Annotated in this window: 15 protein-coding genes; 6 read left to right on the top strand and 9 right to left on the bottom strand. The window is 51.1% G+C overall.

The window, feature by feature from the left end; genetic code table 11:
* The first annotated feature begins 4 nt into the window (after positions 1-4).
* The 4 genes from mukF (at position 5) to LGV68_RS21435 (ending at position 6,844) form a co-directional block, all read left to right on the top strand.
* A complete protein-coding gene (gene mukF, locus LGV68_RS02540) occupies positions 5-1,342 on the top strand; it encodes a chromosome partition protein MukF (RefSeq protein WP_222734232.1) in 1,338 nt (445 codons plus the stop codon).
* Complete coding sequence (gene mukE / locus LGV68_RS02545) at positions 1,323-2,054, top strand: chromosome partition protein MukE (protein WP_020330241.1); 732 nt, start codon at positions 1,323-1,325, stop codon at positions 2,052-2,054. The genes mukF and mukE overlap by 20 nt, the downstream gene beginning before the upstream one ends.
* Before the next feature lie 2 nt (positions 2,055-2,056).
* Entirely contained in the window at positions 2,057-6,517 is a 4,461-nt protein-coding gene (gene mukB, locus LGV68_RS02550; protein WP_252536725.1) for a chromosome partition protein MukB, read from the top strand.
* A gap of 192 nt (positions 6,518-6,709) precedes the next feature.
* The gene (locus LGV68_RS21435) at positions 6,710-6,844 is read left to right on the top strand and encodes a hypothetical protein (protein WP_255283833.1); all 135 of its coding nucleotides are present in this window, start codon (positions 6,710-6,712) and stop codon (positions 6,842-6,844) included.
* A gap of 51 nt (positions 6,845-6,895) precedes the next feature.
* Here LGV68_RS21435 and LGV68_RS02555 read toward each other — a convergent pair whose 3' ends face one another.
* From LGV68_RS02555 to LGV68_RS02580, 6 genes are all read right to left on the bottom strand, one after another.
* Complete coding sequence (locus LGV68_RS02555) at positions 6,896-7,867, bottom strand: alpha-L-glutamate ligase-like protein (protein WP_171934077.1); 972 nt, start codon at positions 7,865-7,867, stop codon at positions 6,896-6,898.
* A complete protein-coding gene (locus tag LGV68_RS02560; protein ID WP_020330245.1) occupies positions 7,863-9,371 on the bottom strand; it encodes an inactive transglutaminase family protein in 1,509 nt (502 codons plus the stop codon). Before LGV68_RS02560 ends, LGV68_RS02555 begins: the two co-directional genes overlap by 5 nt.
* Before the next feature lie 14 nt (positions 9,372-9,385).
* A complete protein-coding gene (locus LGV68_RS02565) occupies positions 9,386-10,123 on the bottom strand; it encodes an ATP-dependent zinc protease (RefSeq protein ID WP_020330246.1) in 738 nt (245 codons plus the stop codon).
* 113 nt (positions 10,124-10,236) lie between these two features.
* Positions 10,237-11,208, bottom strand: coding sequence for a tRNA 5-methoxyuridine(34)/uridine 5-oxyacetic acid(34) synthase CmoB (cmoB, locus tag LGV68_RS02570; protein ID WP_222800835.1), 972 nt, complete (start codon positions 11,206-11,208; stop codon positions 10,237-10,239).
* Between the two features lie 93 nt (positions 11,209-11,301).
* Positions 11,302-12,030 carry a carboxy-S-adenosyl-L-methionine synthase CmoA gene (gene cmoA, locus LGV68_RS02575; protein ID WP_020330249.1) on the bottom strand — a complete coding sequence of 243 codons (729 nt, stop codon included), beginning with the start codon at positions 12,028-12,030 and terminating at the stop codon, positions 11,302-11,304.
* Between the two features lie 151 nt (positions 12,031-12,181).
* A complete protein-coding gene (locus LGV68_RS02580) occupies positions 12,182-13,048 on the bottom strand; it encodes a DUF72 domain-containing protein (RefSeq protein WP_024374681.1) in 867 nt (288 codons plus the stop codon).
* 324 nt (positions 13,049-13,372) lie between these two features.
* Here LGV68_RS02580 and aspS point away from each other — a divergent pair, with 324 nt between their 5' ends.
* Complete coding sequence (gene aspS, locus LGV68_RS02585) at positions 13,373-15,148, top strand: aspartate--tRNA ligase (protein ID WP_233977364.1); 1,776 nt, start codon at positions 13,373-13,375, stop codon at positions 15,146-15,148.
* Positions 15,149-15,278: 130 nt separating this feature from the next.
* Positions 15,279-15,857, top strand: a complete 579-nt coding sequence (locus tag LGV68_RS02590; RefSeq protein WP_020428687.1) for a thymidine kinase — start codon at positions 15,279-15,281, stop codon at positions 15,855-15,857.
* A gap of 59 nt (positions 15,858-15,916) precedes the next feature.
* Here the strand turns inward: LGV68_RS02590 and LGV68_RS02595 are convergent, their stop codons facing one another.
* The 3 genes from LGV68_RS02595 to LGV68_RS02605 are packed head-to-tail and all read right to left on the bottom strand — an operon-like array spanning position 15,917 to position 18,259.
* Positions 15,917-16,549 (bottom strand): YdcF family protein, encoded by a 633-nt coding sequence (locus LGV68_RS02595; RefSeq protein WP_032082008.1) that lies wholly within the window; start codon positions 16,547-16,549, stop codon positions 15,917-15,919.
* Positions 16,542-17,372 carry an NAD(P)H-binding protein gene (locus LGV68_RS02600; RefSeq protein ID WP_047457524.1) on the bottom strand — a complete coding sequence of 277 codons (831 nt, stop codon included), beginning with the start codon at positions 17,370-17,372 and terminating at the stop codon, positions 16,542-16,544. Before LGV68_RS02600 ends, LGV68_RS02595 begins: the two co-directional genes overlap by 8 nt.
* A complete protein-coding gene (locus LGV68_RS02605; protein WP_061056417.1) occupies positions 17,369-18,259 on the bottom strand; it encodes a LysR family transcriptional regulator in 891 nt (296 codons plus the stop codon). Before LGV68_RS02605 ends, LGV68_RS02600 begins: the two co-directional genes overlap by 4 nt.
* Positions 18,260-18,342: the final 83 nt, after the last annotated feature.

The raw sequence follows: 18,342 nt of genomic DNA on the forward strand, positions 1-18,342 counted from the left end.
AACAATGAGTGAGTTAACTCAGAACGCTGCAGAGCAGCCAATCGATGAATTGGTCAGCTGGGTCAAGCAGCATGATTTCTCATTGAACCTGACGACTGAGCGACTCGCGTTTCTTATCGCTATCGCGGTGCTGAGCAACGAACGGTTCGACGAAGAGCTAGGTGAAGGAGAGTTGCACGATGCATTTGTCATCGTGACTCGAATGTTTGAAGACACGGGTGAAGCGTCTGCATTCCGTGCTAATAACGCGATTAACGAACTGGTGAAGCAACGCTTGATTAGCCGCTTCACCAGCGAAGTCACGGACGGTGCTAGTATTTACCGATTATCGCCACTGGCAGTCGGCATTACCGACTACTACGTGCGCCACCGTGAGTTTTCCAAGCTTAAACTTTCTATTCAGCTATCCATGGTGGCGGATGAAATGGCCAAAGCCGTGGAATCTGCTCAGCAGGGCGGAACCCCAGGCCACTGGAAAAAGAACGTTTATGGCGTGCTGAAATACTCTGTGAGCGAAATTTTTGACCGCATCGACCTCAACCAACGTGTGATGGACGAACAGCAACAGTCGGTGAAGCAGCAAATTGCAGAGCTGCTGAACAAAGACTGGCGCGATGCGATCAACAACTGTGAAGCTCTGCTTTCTGAGACCTCTTCGACGCTGCGTGAACTGCAGGATACCTTGCAGGCAGCGGGTGATGAGTTGCAGACTCAAATTCTCGATATTCAGGAAATTGTGTACGGTGATGCGGAACTGGAATTCATTGAAGAGACGCTGTTTGCGTTGCAGATGAAGCTTGACCGCATTACCAGTTGGGGCCAACAGGCTATTGACCTGTGGATTGGCTACGACCGTCACGTACACAAATTCATTCGTACCGCCATCGATATGGACCAGAACCGCGCTTTCAGCCAGCGTCTGCGTCAATCGGTGAACGATTACTTCGACCAACCCTGGTATCTGACGTACGCCGATGCAGAACGCCTGAGCGATTTGCGTGATGAAGCATTGGTGCTGCGTGATGATGAAGTTACTGGTCATGTTCCGGCCGAAGTCGAGTACGAGGAATTTAAACAGGTCAATGATGAGTTGGCAGAGCGCATCGGTAATATGCTGAAAGTGCATAAAGACCAAGGTCAACCGATAGACCTTGGCAGCGTGCTGCGTGATTACCTCGCGACCCATCCGCGAACTCATCATTTCGATTTAGCCCGAATCGTTGTCGACCAGGCCGTGCGTCTGGGTTACTCAGACTCGGATTACCGAGCCATTCAGCCAGACTGGCAAGCGATTAACGATTTTGGCGCAAAGGTACAAGCAAATGTCATCGACCGATATTAATGAATACATGCCAGAGAATCTGGCCAAAGCGATTGTAAACCCGCTTTTCCCGGCGCTCGATAGCCTGCTGCGCGCAGGTCGTCATATCTCGAGCGACGACATGGACAACCATGCATTTTTGTCTGATTTTGAGCCGGAACTGGCTCTGTTTTATCAGCGTTACAACACGGAACTGGTGCGTGCACCGGAAGGTTTCTTCTATCTGCGTCCGCGCTCGACATCCCTCATAAACCGCAGTGTACTGTCGGAACTCGACATGCTGGTGGGCAAAGTGCTGTGTTTCCTTTACCTGAGCCCGGAACGTCTGGCGCATGAAGGTATTTTTACTAATCAGGAACTGTACGACGAGCTGCTGACCCTGTCGGACGAGAAAAAACTGATGAAGCTGGTGACGAACCGTGCCAATGGTTCAGACCTCGACAAAGAGAAGCTGTTTGAAAAAGTGCGGACTTCGCTGCGCCGTCTGCGCCGCCTTGGCATGATCATCAACATTGGTGAAACCGCAAAATTCCGCATTACTGAAGCGGTTTTCCGTTTTGGTGCCGATGTGCGTGTGGGTGACGATATGCGTGAAGCGCAGCTGCGTTTGATCCGCGATGGTGAGGCCGTGGTGCATACTCAGGAGCCAAGTCAGCAAAGCCTGCTCGACAACGACGAAGACACAGAACAACACGATTATGACGAGCAAACAGAGCTGGAAGGTGAAGCATGAGCATGATTGAAAGAGGTAAATATCAATCGCTGACCATGATCAATTGGAACGGCTTCTTTGCGCGTACTTTTGATATCGATAATTTGGTGACTACGCTTTCTGGTGGTAACGGCGCTGGTAAATCGACCACGATGGCTGCGTTTATTACCGCACTGATCCCGGACCAAACGCTACTGCATTTCCGTAACACGACGGAAGCGGGCAGCTCGCAGGCATCACGTGATAAAGGCCTGTACGGTAAGCTACAGCCGGGCGCATGTTATGCCGCGCTGGATGTGGTCAACTCGCGTAAGCAGCGTTTGCTGTTTGTGGTGAAGCTGCAGCAAGTGGCTGGCCGTGACAAAAAAGTCGACATCAAACCGTTTGTGATTCAGGGCTTGCCAAGCCACATCAAACCAACCGATGTGTTGATTGAAAGCGTCTCGGATAAACATGCGCGCGTACGTCAAATCAATGAAGTTAAAGATTCTGTGGCAGCCATCGAAGGGGCGCACTTCAAAGCGTTTCCGTCCATCGTGGATTACCACAACCAAATGTTTGAATTCGGTGTCATTCCGAAGAAACTGCGTAACAGCAGCGACCGCTCCAAATTCTATCGTCTGATTGAAGCATCGCTGTACGGCGGTATATCCAGTGCGATTACCCGCTCCCTGCGTGATTATCTGCTGCCACAAAATGGCGGCGTGAAAAAAGCGTTCCAGGATATGGAATCGGCGCTGCGTGAAAACCGCATGACGCTGGAAGCGATCAAAACCACTCAGGCTGACCGTGATCTGTTCAAACATTTGATCACCGAATCGACCAACTACGTGGCGGCGGACTACATGCGTCACGCCAACGATCGTCGCAATAAAATGGGTCAAACGCTGGCGCTGCGCAGTGAGCTGTTCAGCGCGCGTGAAACCTTGATTGAGCAAAACAGCTTACTGAACCGTGTTCACGAAGAGCTGGAAATACTGGTTGAGACGGAAGCGGCGCTGGAGCAGGATTACCAAGGCGCATCTGACCACCTGCAACTGGTGCAGAATGCACTGCGTCAGCAGGAGAAGATTGAACGCTACCAAGATGATTTGGAAGAGCTGAGTGTTCGTCTCGAAGAGCAGATGATGGTCGTCGAAGAAGCGCAAGAGCGCGTGATGATGACTGAAGAGCAGGCGACGATAGCGGAAGAAGAAGTCGACAGCCTGAAAACGCAGTTGGCCGATTATCAGCAAGCACTCGACGTGCAGCAAACTCGCGCACTGCAATACCAACAGGCTCTGAACGCGCTTACAAAAGCGCAGCAACTGTTGGGCGATGACACCATCAGCGCTGACAGTGCGCAAGCTTTGGTGGCGCAGCTTAAAGATCAGCAGGACGAACGCACTTCTGAACTGCTGGCACTGAAACACAAACTGGACATGTCCTCCGCGGCTGCCGAGCAGTTCGACAACGCGTTTACGTTGGTGAAAAGTGTGCTGGGTGAGGTTGAGCGCAACGATGCCGCCAACAAAGCACAGCAACTGATTCGTCAGGCGCGCGATGCAGAGCAAATCACGCAAAACGAACACCAATGGTACGCGCAGCAGCGCGATCTGGAACGTCGCATCGAGCAGCAACGCAACGTGCGCCAGCTGGCTGACAGCTACCAGAAACAGCATCAGGTTACGCTGGCAGATGACATCACGCTGGAGCAAGAGCGTGAGCGCCACGAAGAGTTGATTGAAAGTCTGGAAATGAGCCAGGAAGAGCTGCGTGAAAAACGCAGTCAGCAACGCCGTAGTGAGCAGGATTATCAGGCCGAAATCGCGCGTCTGGAAGCCATTGCGCCCGCGTGGATCAAAGCCAACGACGCACTGGAAGTACTGCGTGAGCAAAGTAGCGCAGAACTGGCCGACAGCCAGTCCGTGATGTCGCAAATGCAGCAGGTGCTGGAAGAAGAGAAAGCGCAGTCAATCGCCAAAGATAAGCTGGCTGAACGCCGAGCAAAATTGGAAGGTGAGATTGAGCGTCTGGCTTCTCCGGGTGGTTCAAACGACCCGCGTCTGAAAGGTCTGGCGGATACACTGGGCGGCGTTTTGCTGTCGGAAATCTACGATGACATTACCATCGACGATGCGCCTTACTTCAGTGCGATGTACGGTCCGGCACGTCATGCGATTGTGGTATCGGATCTGTCTGGCATCAAAGAGAAGTTGGTTGAACTGGACGACTGTCCGGAAGACTTGTACCTGATCGAAGGCGACATCGACGCGTTCGATGACAGCTCCATCAATGCCGAAGAGTTGGAAGGGGCGGTGTGCGTTCAGCTTAATGATCGCCAGATGCGCTATTCGCGTTTTCCGAAAATCCCACTGTTTGGCCGCGCAGCGCGTGAACAGCGTCTGGAACTGCTGCGCAATGAACGCGAAGAAGTGGTTGAAGAGCACGCGAAAGCGGCATTCGATTCACAAAAACTGCAACGCTTGTACAGCAACTTTAACCAGTTTGTGGCGCAGCATCTGCAAGTCGCGTTTGACGCCGATCCAGAACAAGCACTGCAACAAGTCCGCGATAAACGCAACCAGCTCAGCCGCACGCTGGCCGAACTGGACGGTCAGGAGCAGCAACAGCGCAGCCAACTGCAACTGAGTAAGCAGGCGATTTCTTCGCTGGATAAGATCGCGCCAAACATGCTGCTGCTTGAAGACGATTCGCTTCAGGCTCGCTTTGACGAGATTGAAGCCAAGATTGCACAACTGTCAGAAGCCAAATCGTTCTTGGCAGCGCACGGTAAAGCGATTGAACAGCTGGAAAAAATTGCGTCCGCATTGGAAGCCGATCCAGAGCAGTTTGATGCGCTGGAAGCGCAATACCAGCAAGCGGATATCGCGCTGCAGCAACTTAAGAAACAGATCTTTGCCTTGTCGGATCTGGTTGAGCGTCGTCACCACTTCGCGTATTCCGATTCTGTCGATCTGTTGAGCCAGAGCAGTGAACTGAGCGAACAGCTCAAAGCGAAGCTGGTGCAGGCAGAAAACCTGCGTAACCGCAGCCGTGAAGAGCTCAAACAAGCTCAGGCGCAGATGAACCAGTACAATCAGGTATTGGCATCGTTGAAGAGTTCTCACCAAGCGAAACTGGAAACGGTTCAAGAGTTCAAACAAGAGCTGCAAGATTTTGGTGTTCATGCGGACGAAGGCGCGCTGGAGCGTGCTCAACGTCGCCGTGATGAATTGCAAGAGCGTTTGCATGCGTCTCGTGGCCGTAAGAGCGAATACGAGCGCACGATCACTTCGACAGAGCTGGAAATGAAAGCGCTGGCGAAGCGCATGAAGAAAGTCGAGAAAGACTATAAAGATCTGCGCACGTTTGTCGTCAATGCGAAAGCGGGTTGGTGCTCGGTACTGCGTCTGGCGCGTGAAAACGATGTAGAACGTCGCCTGCACAAACGTGAACTGGCGTATTTGTCGGCCGATGAACTACGTTCCATGTCGGATAAATCCTTGGGTGCGCTGCGTCTTGCAGTGGCAAACAACGAAGATCTGCGTGATTCGCTGCGCCAGTCTGAAGATAACTCGCGCCCAGAGCGCAAAGTACTGTTCTATATCGCAGTGTATCAGCACCTGCGTGAACGTATCCGCCAAGACATCATTCGTACCGACGATCCGGTTGAAGCGATTGAAGAGATGGAAGTGGAACTGGCGCGTCTGACGGAAGAGCTGACACAACGTGAAAACCGCTTGGCGATCAGTTCTGATTCAGTGGCGAGCATCATTCGTAAAACCATTCAGCGCGAGCAGAACCGCATTCGCATGTTGAACCAAGGCTTGTCGAACATCGCTTTTGGTCAGGTGAAAGGCGTGCGCTTGAATGTCAAAGTGCGTGAAAGCCATGAGATTCTGCTGGCTGGCCTGTCTGAGCATCAAGCTCAGCATAAAGACTTGTTCGAAACTGCGCGCTACACCTTCTCAGAAGCGATGGCAAAACTGTTCCAACGCGTGAACCCACACATCGACATGGGGCAGCGTTCGCCGCAAGTACTCGGTGAAGAGCTGCTGGATTACCGCAACTACCTGGAACTGAGTGTGGAAGTGAACCGTGGCTCAGACGGTTGGCTGCAAGCGGAATCAGGCGCACTGTCGACAGGTGAAGCGATCGGTACGGGTCAGTCGATTCTGCTGATGGTGGTGCAGAGCTGGGAAGAAGAATCCCGCCGTCTGCGTAGTAAAGACATCATGCCATGTCGTCTGTTGTTCCTCGATGAAGCTGCGCGTCTGGATGCCAAATCCATCGCCACGTTGTTCGAGCTGTGTGAACGTCTGGATATGCAGCTTTTGATTGCGGCACCAGAGAACATCAGCCCGGAAAAAGGCACCACCTACAAACTGGTGCGTAAAGTGTTCAAAGATCACGAGCACGTACACGTCGTGGGTCTGCGTGGCTTTGGTCAGACTGATAAGCCTAAAACGGATGAGCAGTTATTGGCTGAAGAGCTAAGCTAACATTCGAACTGGTTGACTGTGAACCCGTGATAAAGCGCCTTCCTTGTGAAGGCGTTTTTTTGTGCCTGCCATCGGTCAGCGACAGATGCAGGCTTCGTCATGCGCTGAGAATTGACTCGCAATCAATGTCACGGTGTTTGCTTTTCAAGCGGTTGAGATTTCAAATGCAGCGATTGAATTGAGGAGGTCAGGATGTACAAACTTGTCGCTGTGAGTTCAGGTTCAGGATTGATGTCAGGCGCAGTGGCGGGTGTGCTACCGACTTTTCAACTTGTCTGTTTTGTTGTTGGATTGACGCTGTTGAATCTGGGATACCTGAAGCGCTGAATTTTGATGACGAGATAAAAAAGGGCGCTTTGCGCGCCCCGATTCGTTGTCTCACAGGCCAAATTGCTTAGCGGCATAGGCCACGCGCTCCGCTGGCGTTGGCGCGATCAATGGTGTGCCCAAACTTTCAATATGATGCAAACGTGGCAGCAAGCCCGCACCGTTGGCAATTTGAATCGCCAAGCCCGGACGCGCATTGAGTTCCAGAACCATAGGACCTTCTTCTTTATCCAGCACCATATCAGTGCCGATGTAGCCAAGACCTGTCATTTCCCAGGCACTGGCCGCCAGAGTCAGTAAGCGTTCCCAGTGAGGAACCTGCAGCGTGTTGAGTTCTTTACCTGTATCTGGGTGATGCGTGACCGGACGGTTGAACTGTACAGCGCGCACAGCTTTACCGGTCGCGATATCAATTCCGACACCGACAGCGCCTTGGTGAAGGTTCGCTTTACCGTCTGATGCCGACGTTGATAAGCGCATCATCGCCATGACCGGATAACCTTTAAACACGATGATACGTACGTCAGGCACACCTTCGTAGCTGAAGCCATCAAAGCAGTCATCAAACTTAATCAGGTTTTCCACCACGGCCACATCGTTTTTGCCGCCAAGAGAGAAAAGCCCGGCCAGCGCATTACTGATGTGGCGTTCGACATCCTCTTTGCCGATTGTCGAACCGGATGGTTTGGTGTAGACACCATCTTTATGTGAAACCACCACCAGAATACCTTTACCACCGCTGCCACGGGCAGGTTTGATCACAAACCCCGGCCACTCTTTGACCATGTCGTGGATGCGTTTCACGTCACCCTGATTGCTGATCACGCCAATCAGTTGAGGGACGGTACATCCGGCCCGCTGGGCGATCAGTTTGGTTTTGAGCTTGTCATCCACCAGCGGAAATTTTGAACGATCATTGTAGCGGCCAATGTAGCTATGGTTTCGCTTGTTCATGCCCATGATCCCCTTATGGCGTAGCTTAAAAGGGGAGGTGTACTCAGAAAGAGAGAAAAACATATTAATCTCCGTCTGCTAGTGGTTTGAAGCGACGCAGCTCTGTAATGCGGTATCCGGTGTAAGTACCCAGAAGCAGAATAGCTGCCAGAACGATCAGTTGCAGGCCGATAAAGTTAAAGGTCAGATGCTGAACGTAAGAGTTTGTCATCGCCAGATAAATCAGTATTGCGGTGAACAGCGAACCACCACCCTGAAGAATGACTTCTTTCGCGCCTTCTTCTTCCCACAGAATCGACATGCGTTCGATGGTCCAAGACAGAATGATCATCGGGAAGAATGTGATGGTCAGGCCTTCCGTCAGACCGACTTTAAACGCGACAACGGTGAAAATAGAGATGATCAGGATAACCGAGATGATTACCGCCGAAATCCGGGCGACCAGCAATAAGTTGAGCTTCGACAGGTAGCTGCGAATGATCAAACCAGTACCGACAATCAGCAGGAAGCCGACAATACCCGTGGTTAACTGAGTCTGTACAAACGCGACCGCAATCAGCACTGGCATAAAGGTACCGGATGTTTTCAAACCGATAATCACGCGCAGGAATACGACGATGAGCGCGCCAATTGGGATCAACATGATAGTTTTGAACATCGCCTGTTCTTCAAGAGGCAGGCTGTGAATGGACAGGTTCAGCAGTCCATCCGATTCTACTTTACTGTTGGTTGCCTGCTGTGGTGTGACATCCTGAGCAATCATGCTGAAGTGCACCTGGCTGTTCTGACCGCCCACGACATCCAACAGAGACACATTTGATTCATCCCACACCAGCAGGTTTGGATGCGTCGGCTGAGTGCCGGTTTCCGGGTTAAACAGTACCCATTTCTTGCCGTTCCACACTTCGTTCATGTGTTGAATCGTTTGACGACGACGGCCGTCTTCCAGTTGAATAACACCAACAACTTTGTTCGGAACCTGCGCGTAAGACAGCAGTTTCTGAGCGGTATCCACTTTGGATTTGTTGTTCAGCAGCAGTGACGCATTCTGGCTTTCAGAATCGTTCAACGTTTTGATCAGTTCGCGGGCAAAGGTTACGTGATCGGCAGACAGGCGATTGGCGCGTTCAATGACAGCGACGGCGGCGGCTTCTTCCGGCCCATCAAACGTTGGCTTAACAATTTCACCATTCGGTGGAATCGGTGTGCTCTTAGCCTGTGGGTCTACCAAAAATTGCGCTTTGTAATAGATTGTCTGAGGACCACTGGCGTGACGGATTGACCATTCGGCGCGGCGGCCGGATTCGGTGGTGACGTAAGAGATGCCGTAACCCGGAGAAGAGGCGTTTTCACCGACCAGCGTGTAACCATCTTGGGTATGAGGAGCAGCGAGAGAGACTTTGGCTTCTTTACCCTGGGCGATGAACTCAATGCGAGCCTCTACATCCCAAACCTGACGCGTTTCACCCGGCGTCCAAGGTACTCCATAGCTTTGGTGGCGCATGACACTCAAAGTAATGCCAGCCGCTACCAACAAAAATATAGATAGATAAAACGGAACTCGTGACGTCATAAGTGGCCTTATTATTATTTGGTTTCTGTCTGAATATACTTGCGACTTACATCAACAACCGCGATGTCGCGGATAAACTCGCGGCCAAGAAGAATAGGATGGCTCATCTGTGAGCGGTCTGCTAGCGTGAACTGTGTTTTTTCGTGAATAGAGCCCAATTTTACCCACAATTCCACCACGGCCCGGCGTTCGGTTTGCTCACTGGTGGATTGGCGAATACGCACGTAGCGTAGGATCGGAGCTTCAATCCAACTGTTCTCGTCCTTGGCACCGGTTTCATCCGTAAGATGGAAACGAACCCAGTTCTTGCCGTTGCGCTCGAACTCTTCGATGTCGACCGCATTCAGCGAAGAGGTTGCCGCGCCAGTATCAATACGGGCATCAAAACCTTTCTTAATGGCATCAATGGTGACTTTTTCAATCTCACCGAGCACCACTTCGTGACGAGGCGTCGCTTCTACGATGATCGGCGGAGCGGCTTTAGGTTGTGCTTGAGTCGCAGGCTGGGGTTTTGCTGCAATAACTTTGAGTTCTTTGACTTCAGATTTGAGGGAAACGACCTGACTTTCCAGGCTATCGATGTAATCGAGCTGATTACTGATTTGAAGTTCAAGATTGGTGAATTTGTTGGCAAGGTTGGATTCGGACTGTTGAATCGCGTCCAGCGTAGCTTGATGGTATTCATCACCCTTCAATAATGTGCAACCGGAAAGCATGCTAAGTGCAACAACGGGTGCGATTCGCTTAAACATTTGCGACCTTATTCTTGGTTATCAGTTGATTTATCAAATTTAGCAAAGGATGCAGCAAGCATCCCGTGCTAGGGTAGTCTTATCGGCCTAAAGGCGAGTTAAAACTGTGTCAATTATGGCTTTTTAGCGACCAAAATCGCGCGGCGCGGTGCCGGGTAGCCTTCCACTGTCTTCGTTGGATCATTCGAGTCAATGTAGTCTGGCAGTGAATTATGAGTCATCCATTCGGTCGTACGTTGCTCACCCAGCGATGTCACGTTTTCATCGACAATACGAACGTCTTCAAAACCGACTTTTTCCAACCACACTTTCAGAGCGAGAGCCGAAGGGAAGAAGTACACATTGCGCATTTGTGCGTATCGGTCGAACGGTACCAGCACAGCGTTTTCATCCCCTTCGATGACGAGCGTTTCCAGAATCAGTTCGCCACCAGAAATCAGTTGATTTTTCAACTGGATAAGATGGTCGAGTGGAGAGCGACGGTGATACAGTACGCCCATGCTGAATACGGTGTCAAAGGCTTCCAGTTCCGGAAGCTGTTCAATGCCCAATGGGAGCAGGTGAATGTTCTGATTATTGCCCATTAATTTGCGCACCGCTTCGAACTGGATCAAAAACAGTTCAGAAGGGTCGATACCAATGACCTGATGCGCGCCTTCACCCAGCATACGCCACATGTGGTAACCGTTGCCGCAGCCCACATCCAGCACACTACGGCCTTTCAGAGGTGAGATGTGTGGCAACAATCGGTCCCATTTCCAGTCTGAACGCCATTCCGTGTCAATATGAATGCCGTGCAGGTGATAAGGGCCTTTACGCCACGGGTGGAACATTTTCAGCAGGCTTTCCAGCTTCTTCTGCTCGCCCAATGGCAGCGGTTCGCTGTTGCTCACGCTCACCGAATCTTTCAGGTCAATATTGTCTGGTTTGAAATCGGGGATTTTCTTTAAGGCACGTAACCAGCGGTCCATATCTCCATGGCTTTGTTCTTGCCAGTCAGACAGTTGCTGCGGCAGAATTTTGAGCCAAGGCTGAAGACGGGTGTCCTGGGCCAGCAGTGAATAAACGTTACCAAAGTCAAACATGGCGGGTTTCCTAAATAGCGACATCTGCGCCCTGACGTCATCAAAAAGGCAACATGAGTTCCGTCAGGGCAGGGAACACGTTGCTAAAACCAATTATTTAATGGCGAACATCGAGCCGAAGTTAAAGCACTGGAACCAGACTTCATAGCTGGAAAAGCCCAGCTGCTCAAAACGAGCTTTGTGTGTTTCGACAGAATCCGGACGCATCACGTTTTCAATCGCACTGCGTTTCTGGCTGATTTCCAGCTCGCTGTAGCCGTTGGCACGTTTAAAGTCGTGGTGCAGATCAATCAGCAACTCGTTGGCTACCTGATTTTCAAAGACAAACTTTTCAGACAGGATCAAAATGCCACCCGGACGCAGTCCGGCATAGATTTTTTCCAGCAGTGTATAGCGATCTTCGGGTGACAGAAATTGCAGCGTGAAGTTCAGCACCACCACGGAAGCATTTTTGATGTCGATGTTTCGAATGTCCGCTTCGATGATCTCAACCGGCGTATCTGAACGGTAAGCGTTGACGTGCAGCTTGCAACGCTCAACCATGGCCGCAGAGTTATCGACGCCGATAATTTTACAGCCTTCCTGCTTGATGTTGCGACGCATCGACAGGGTTGCCGCTCCCAACGAACAGCCTAGGTCGTACAAGTTACTGTGAGGCTTGGCAAAGCGCTCAGCCAGCATGCCAATGGCGGAAATGATATTGGCGTAACCGGGTACCGATCGCTGAATCATATCCGGAAAGACTTCGACCACACGTTCATCAAACGTAAAGTCTCCGATCTTGTCGATAGGGGCTGAGAAGATAGTGTCTTTGTTGCTCATGGTAACCTCACGGCGGTTAGCGTCAGCCTGAACAATGCATCAGGCTCAAGAAAAGGCGCGTATTTTATGAAAAATTTCGCCTTCTGTCATTAAACAGGCGGCCTTTCCTCCCGGTAAATTCTTAAGCCGTGGTGAACGCTGGAATCAATGCCTAAAACATGGCCAGTTGATTGTTACCATCCTGAGCCGGAAACGGCGCTAGGTCAGGCAGGGTCAGGGATGCCTGCAAAGATTGATAGAGCTTGACTGCCAGTTCTGGTGCGAAGTTATTGTCGGGAGTATGAATCATCACGTAAGGTTGCTTTCCTTCATTTATCCACTGTGGCAGCTTATGCAACCAGGGCGTGAAAAAGGGCAGGTTGGCATCCATATCCGGATGGCCGATAAAGCGAATCATCGGCTTCTCTGCTGTCGCAATCGCGTGCACCGGCACTTTGGGTTTTTTCATCTGCGCATCGATGATCACTTCATTGCACGGTTCGGCCGCAAACACGGGACGGCTATCCATGATGATGCGATCGATGCGTTCCTCGATTAACCACTGGTTGAGTGCACGTTCGGCTTCGCCTTTGGCAAAGTAGGCCAGGTGGCGCACTTCGACCCCAAGTGGGAACTCTGAAGGGAAATAAGCACGAAATTTTTTCAGCTGTTCGAGATGTTCCGGCCCAAAAGCGGCTGGCAGTTGAATTGTCCACATCCCGACCCGGTCGTGCAGCGGCTCCATCAGTGTCATAAACGCCTTTAACTCATCCTGACAGCCCACCAGCAGGTTTTGATGGGTAATGCTTTTGGGCAATTTAAACGTGAAGCGAAACGCATCGTGCGTGGCTGACTTCCAGTTCTGCACGGTGGACGGAGAAGGGGAAGCGTAAAAAGTGGTGTTGCCTTCCACGGTATGAAAGACTTGAGCGTATTTTGCTAAACGTTCCGCGGCTTGTGTGCCACTGCCATAAAAGCTGCTTTGCCATGCCGGATGAGACCACATGGTCAGCCCCAATCGAAGAGGAAGGTGGGTCATTGCGAAGTACTCAACTTTTCCATTTTTCGGTGATTTGCAAAAGGCAGGATACGACAGATTATCTCTTGACCCAAGTGACCTCGCATTTTGCGAACACTTGGGTATATAATCAGCGCCAATTTTGCGGGCTGAAGGCGCTTTAATCGCTGATTTGGCGGATTATTGTACTAAAAAACAGCGGCGCTTGATAAAACACAACAAATTGTATTCTGGAAGGTCGATCTTAAGCGCCTTTCAGCGTATAAATGGAACTTTGCGCTGCAGGTCGGAGCACGAATCTGCAGCTTAGAATTTGATGACTAATTAGAGATTGGGAATTTCATTATGCGTAGCCATTATTGTGGTCACCTGAACAAGTCCCTCGCAGGACAAACTGTAGAGCTTTGCGGCTGGGTAAACCGCCGTCGTGATTTAGGCGGACTGATCTTCATTGATATGCGAGATCGTGAAGGCGTCGTTCAGGTGGTTGTTGATCCCGATATGGCAGACGTTTTTGAAGTGGCAAACCAGCTTCGCAATGAATTCTGTATCAAACTGACTGGCGAAGTACGCACTCGTCCAGAGAGCCAAATCAACAAAGATATGGCAACCGGTGAAGTAGAAGTACTGGCAAAACGCCTGCAGATCATTAACCGTTCTGACGTATTGCCACTGGACTTCAACCAGAAGAACTCAGAAGAGCAACGTCTGAAATACCGTTACCTGGACCTGCGTCGTCCGGAAATGAGCGACCGCATTAAACTGCGCGCAAAAGCATCAAGCTTCGTTCGTCGTTTCTTAGATACTAACGGCTTCCTGGATATCGAAACACCAGTACTGACCAAAGCAACGCCAGAAGGCGCGCGTGACTACCTGGTACCAAGCCGTGTTCACAAAGGCAGCTTCTACGCACTGCCACAGTCACCTCAGTTGTTTAAACAGCTGCTGATGATGTCTGGCTTTGACCGTTACTACCAAATCGTAAAATGTTTCCGCGACGAAGACCTGCGTGCTGACCGTCAGCCTGAATTCACTCAGATCGATATTGAAACGTCATTCATGACGTCTGATGAAGTACGTGCCATCACCGAAAAAATGATTCGCGAAATGTGGCTGGAGCTGCTGGACGTGGATCTGGGTGATTTCCCTGTGATGCCATACAGCGAAGCGATGCGTCGTTTCGGTAGCGACAAACCAGATCTTCGTAACCCAATGGAACTGGTTGATGTGGCTGACCTGCTGAAAGAGGTGGATTTCAAAGTCTTCTCTGGCCCGGCGAACGATGAAAAAGGTCGCGTTGCGGCGCTGCGCGTTCCTGGTGGTGCGGCTCTGACTCGTAAACAAATCGATGAATACACGTCTTTTGTTGCAATTTACGGCGCGAAAGGTCTGGCATGGCTGAAAGTTAACGACCTGGCTGCCGGTATGGAAGGCATTCAGTCTCCAGTGGCGAAGTTCCTGACTGAAGAGATCGTTACTGCGATTATCGAACGCACTGGTGCACAATCTGGCGACATCATTCTGTTTGGCGCAGACAAAGCCAACGTAGTGGCGGAAGCTATTGGCGCACTGCGTCTGAAAGTGGGTAAAGATCTGGGCATCACCAACGACTCAACATGGGCACCGCTGTGGGTGGTTGATTTCCCAATGTTTGAATCGGATGACGAAGGTAATGTAGCAGCGATGCACCACCCATTCACTTCTCCTCTGAACATGACTCCGGAAGAGCTGAAAGCGAACCCAGAAGGCGCGCTATCGAATGCTTACGACATGGTTCTGAACGGCTACGAAGTGGGCGGTGGTTCTGTACGTATTCACGATGCGAAAATGCAGGCAGCAGTCTTTGACCTGCTGGGCATTGAAGCTGAAGAACAACAACTTAAGTTTGGCTTCCTGCTGGATGCGCTGAAGTTCGGTACGCCTCCGCATGCGGGTCTGGCGTTCGGCCTAGACCGTCTGGTGATGCTGTTGTGTGGCACCGAAAACATCCGTGATGTTATCGCGTTCCCGAAAACCACAGCGGCTGCGTGTCTGCTCACCGATGCGCCGAGCCTGGCAAACCCAGCGGCTCTGGAAGAGCTGGCGATTGCGGTTACCGTGGCAAAAGAAAAAGCAGAATAAGCGTTTTACAGGGTGGCTTAGCCACCCTTTTTTATTTCTTATCGCGCAATTGCGAAGCGAGTTAAGGCAATCACTACGCCAAGCCGCTTATAATTGCGCGAATTTTAGTTTTAGACAGGAAACAGCACTTTTGGCTCAGATGTATTTTTATTACTCGGCAATGAATGCGGGTAAGTCGACCACACTGCTTCAATCATCGTTTAACTATCAGGAACGCGGCATGACGCCTGTGATCTTCACGGCCGCGATCGACGATCGTTTTGGCGTGGGCAAAGTCAGTTCGCGAATTGGCCTTGAAGCGGACGCACACCTGTTCACCTCGGATACCAATCTGTTTGATAGCATTAAACAGCTGCATCAGAATGAAAAACGCCACTGTGTGCTGGTGGATGAGTGCCAGTTTCTCTCTAAAGAGCAGGTTTACCAACTGACGGAAGTCGTGGATAAATTGGATATTCCGGTTCTGTGTTACGGCTTGCGCACCGACTTTCTGGGGGAGCTGTTTGAAGGCAGTAAGTACCTGTTGTCGTGGGCCGATAAACTGATTGAGCTGAAAACCATCTGTCATTGTGGTCGCAAAGCAAATATGGTGATTCGCACCGACGAGCACGGCAATGCGATTTCAGAGGGCGATCAGGTCGCTATTGGTGGCAATGACAAATATGTGTCGGTGTGCCGCCAGCATTATAAAGAGGCGCTGGGTCGTTAAGACTGCGTTTGACAATCAAACATAAAAGGATGGGGCAACCCATCCTTTTTTCTTGAAGTTTAAGCGGCGAGTGGTTTCAGCGCCTGATATGCGGCTTCCACTTCTGGCGGGATCGGTTGCTCGATTTGGTAACCTTTTTCCGGGTAGTGTTGGATACGCTCGAAATCACCAATCAGAGCGCCCAGCACGAAATCCAGTGTGAGATCTTCGGTCAGGTAATCGAAGAAGTTGTCACCGGTTGAGGTAACCTGAAGCGATTCAATTTCGCCCGGCCACTGTTTCATAAATGTGGCGTAGGCTCTGCGTTCCATATATGGCTTTTGCACCAGAATGACTTTGCGTACCTCAATGCCTTTTTTCTTCAGCAGTTCATAAGTGAACTGCACGTTCTCACCACTGTTGGTTGAACGTGGCTCCAGCAACAATGCGTCCGAAGGCACGCCGCAATCTTTGGCGACCTGAGCGAACGTGACCGCTTCACTGTGTTCGAAAATACCGTCGGTAAAACGACCATGGCCACCAGAGAACACAATCAGCGGGGCCAGACCTTTGTGATACAGCGCGGCGGCGACTTCGGCGACTCGGGTATCATTACTGCCCGGGACGAAAATGACATCCGCGGCGTTGAGCTGATGTCCCATTTGCATGTATTGCCAAAGCGTTTCGAGATGCTGGTATAGATGTTTACTCATCGCCATTTAAGGCCTCCAGAGTGTGTGAATAGTGAAACTGATATCCCGCCTTCGCCAATTTATCGCTGACAATCAACTTGTCGGCAATCTCGACGACTGGCGGCAGAGCCTCGTCGGAAGAAACAGCTTGCAACGCGGCTTGATAGAATTCGGCTTTGCTGACAGTATGCGGCGTCGTCGCGTTGACCACATCATGATCAAAATGTTCAACCGCAAAAGCGACGGCACCAACAGCGTCTGCCTGATGCAGCATGTTGGCTGGCGCCAGAGTGCTGACTTGTTTCAACCTTGCGGCAAAACGGGCCGGGTGACGGCTTGGGCCAATCAGGCCGCTGCAACGGACGATCGCATACTCCAGCCCTGAGTCTATGACGCTTTGCTCGGCTTGCAACATCACTTTTGCGTTGGCTGAGAAATCGGGCTGAGAGAGGGCCAACGCAAGTGTCGCTTTTGTTTCGTCCATGGTTTCTGCTCTGTCCGGGTATACGGTAGTGGAACTGACCATCACCACTTTCTTGCAGTGCGCCGCTTTGGCTGTATTCACCAGTTGTTGCCACTGCGTGGCGTATTCTGCACCTTGTCCGCGTCGAAAACCGGGTGGAAAGCTACCGACCACAGTATCGCAATGCAATGACGCTAATGTGTCAGCGAAATGATCCGATTGGCTGAGATCGCAGATGAAACCGTCTATGTCGTGCTGTTTGAGTTCGTCGACACCTTGCTGCGAAGTACGGCTGGCACTGACCTGATAACCAAGCGACTGAAGATGCTTTGCCAGTGGCAGACCAAGCCAACCAGCGCCGATGATGGCGATATGCTTCATTGTGATTGTCCTTTAAACAGTTGGCGCAGCAGTTCACGAGTGCGCCGATGAATCGAATCCTGAGCGTATTGATGATGTTGAATGACATCGACATTGGTGTACCAGGCCAGTTGTTCGAACGCGACCGGAACCCGCACGAGTCTGCCGCTGTGCACTTCTGCGTGAGCAAGATGGGTGGGCAGCAAACACCAGCCAAAACCATGGATAGCTAAATCCAGCAACAAATAATAATTGTCAGCGTACCATACATCCGGGCTGTGTGGCTGATGAAAGCTGCTGGCGGTGTGGTTGCGGGAACGAATCGCAAGTTGCCTGTGCAGCCGCAGCGCATCAATGTGTGGGGCGACGGACTGGGCGAGGGCATGTTGACTGGAGACGTACACATCAAATTTAATTGAGCCGATGGACTCAAAATCCAACGTGTCCGGCAGCACCAGTTCACTGAAGATCAGCCCACATGTCGCACGGCCACTTTCAATCATCTCTATCACATCTTTACTGGAGGCGCTCAGACACTCCAGCTCAATGAGTGGAAATTCCACTTCGAGTTTGGCCAGCAAGGATGTCAGTCCGGAGAGCAAAATACCTTCATCGAGAGCCAGTGTCAGTTGCTGATTGCCTTCGTTCGAGAGACCTGTCGCTTGTTGGATGAGGCGCTTATGCTGCTGAACGGTGGCTTGCGCGTAAGGCAGTAACTTATGACCTGCGGGAGTAAGCACGGGGTAACGTCCCTGGCGTTCAAACAACTGGCTGTTACAGTCAATTTCCAGATTCATCACATGTTGGCTTATCGCCGACTGCACCTTGCCTAATTTGCGTGCGGCACTGGAAAATGATCCGCATTCCACGGTAGCGATAAAGGCTTCGAGTTGTTCAATACTAAACATATCGTTTTTACTGATGGTATCTAACTTATATCTATCGTAATACTAGATGAAAATAGCTCCATGTCCAGATGTGGAGCAACGGA

The sequence above is a fragment of the Vibrio sp. LQ2 genome (assembly GCF_023920125.1).
In the GTDB taxonomy this organism is placed as follows: domain Bacteria; phylum Pseudomonadota; class Gammaproteobacteria; order Enterobacterales; family Vibrionaceae; genus Vibrio; species Vibrio fluvialis.

What these genes read in the sequence shown, in the direction of transcription:
- LGV68_RS02580 (WP_024374681.1), bottom strand. Translation starts at nt 13,048, where the DNA reads ATGACCCACCTTCCTCTTCGATTGGGGCTGACCATGTGGTCTCATCCG.
- LGV68_RS02560 (WP_020330245.1), bottom strand. Translation starts at nt 9,371, where the DNA reads ATGACGTCACGAGTTCCGTTTTATCTATCTATATTTTTGTTGGTAGCG.
- LGV68_RS02565 (WP_020330246.1), bottom strand. Translation starts at nt 10,123, where the DNA reads ATGTTTAAGCGAATCGCACCCGTTGTTGCACTTAGCATGCTTTCCGGT.
- LGV68_RS02605 (WP_061056417.1), bottom strand. Translation starts at nt 18,259, where the DNA reads ATGTTTAGTATTGAACAACTCGAAGCCTTTATCGCTACCGTGGAATGC.
- aspS (WP_233977364.1), top strand. Translation starts at nt 13,373, where the DNA reads ATGCGTAGCCATTATTGTGGTCACCTGAACAAGTCCCTCGCAGGACAA.
- LGV68_RS02600 (WP_047457524.1), bottom strand. Translation starts at nt 17,372, where the DNA reads ATGAAGCATATCGCCATCATCGGCGCTGGTTGGCTTGGTCTGCCACTG.
- LGV68_RS21435 (WP_255283833.1), top strand. Translation starts at nt 6,710, where the DNA reads ATGTACAAACTTGTCGCTGTGAGTTCAGGTTCAGGATTGATGTCAGGC.
- mukB (WP_252536725.1), top strand. Translation starts at nt 2,057, where the DNA reads ATGATTGAAAGAGGTAAATATCAATCGCTGACCATGATCAATTGGAAC.
- LGV68_RS02595 (WP_032082008.1), bottom strand. Translation starts at nt 16,549, where the DNA reads ATGAGTAAACATCTATACCAGCATCTCGAAACGCTTTGGCAATACATG.
- cmoB (WP_222800835.1), bottom strand. Translation starts at nt 11,208, where the DNA reads ATGTTTGACTTTGGTAACGTTTATTCACTGCTGGCCCAGGACACCCGT.
- mukE (WP_020330241.1), top strand. Translation starts at nt 1,323, where the DNA reads ATGTCATCGACCGATATTAATGAATACATGCCAGAGAATCTGGCCAAA.
- mukF (WP_222734232.1), top strand. Translation starts at nt 5, where the DNA reads ATGAGTGAGTTAACTCAGAACGCTGCAGAGCAGCCAATCGATGAATTG.
- cmoA (WP_020330249.1), bottom strand. Translation starts at nt 12,030, where the DNA reads ATGAGCAACAAAGACACTATCTTCTCAGCCCCTATCGACAAGATCGGA.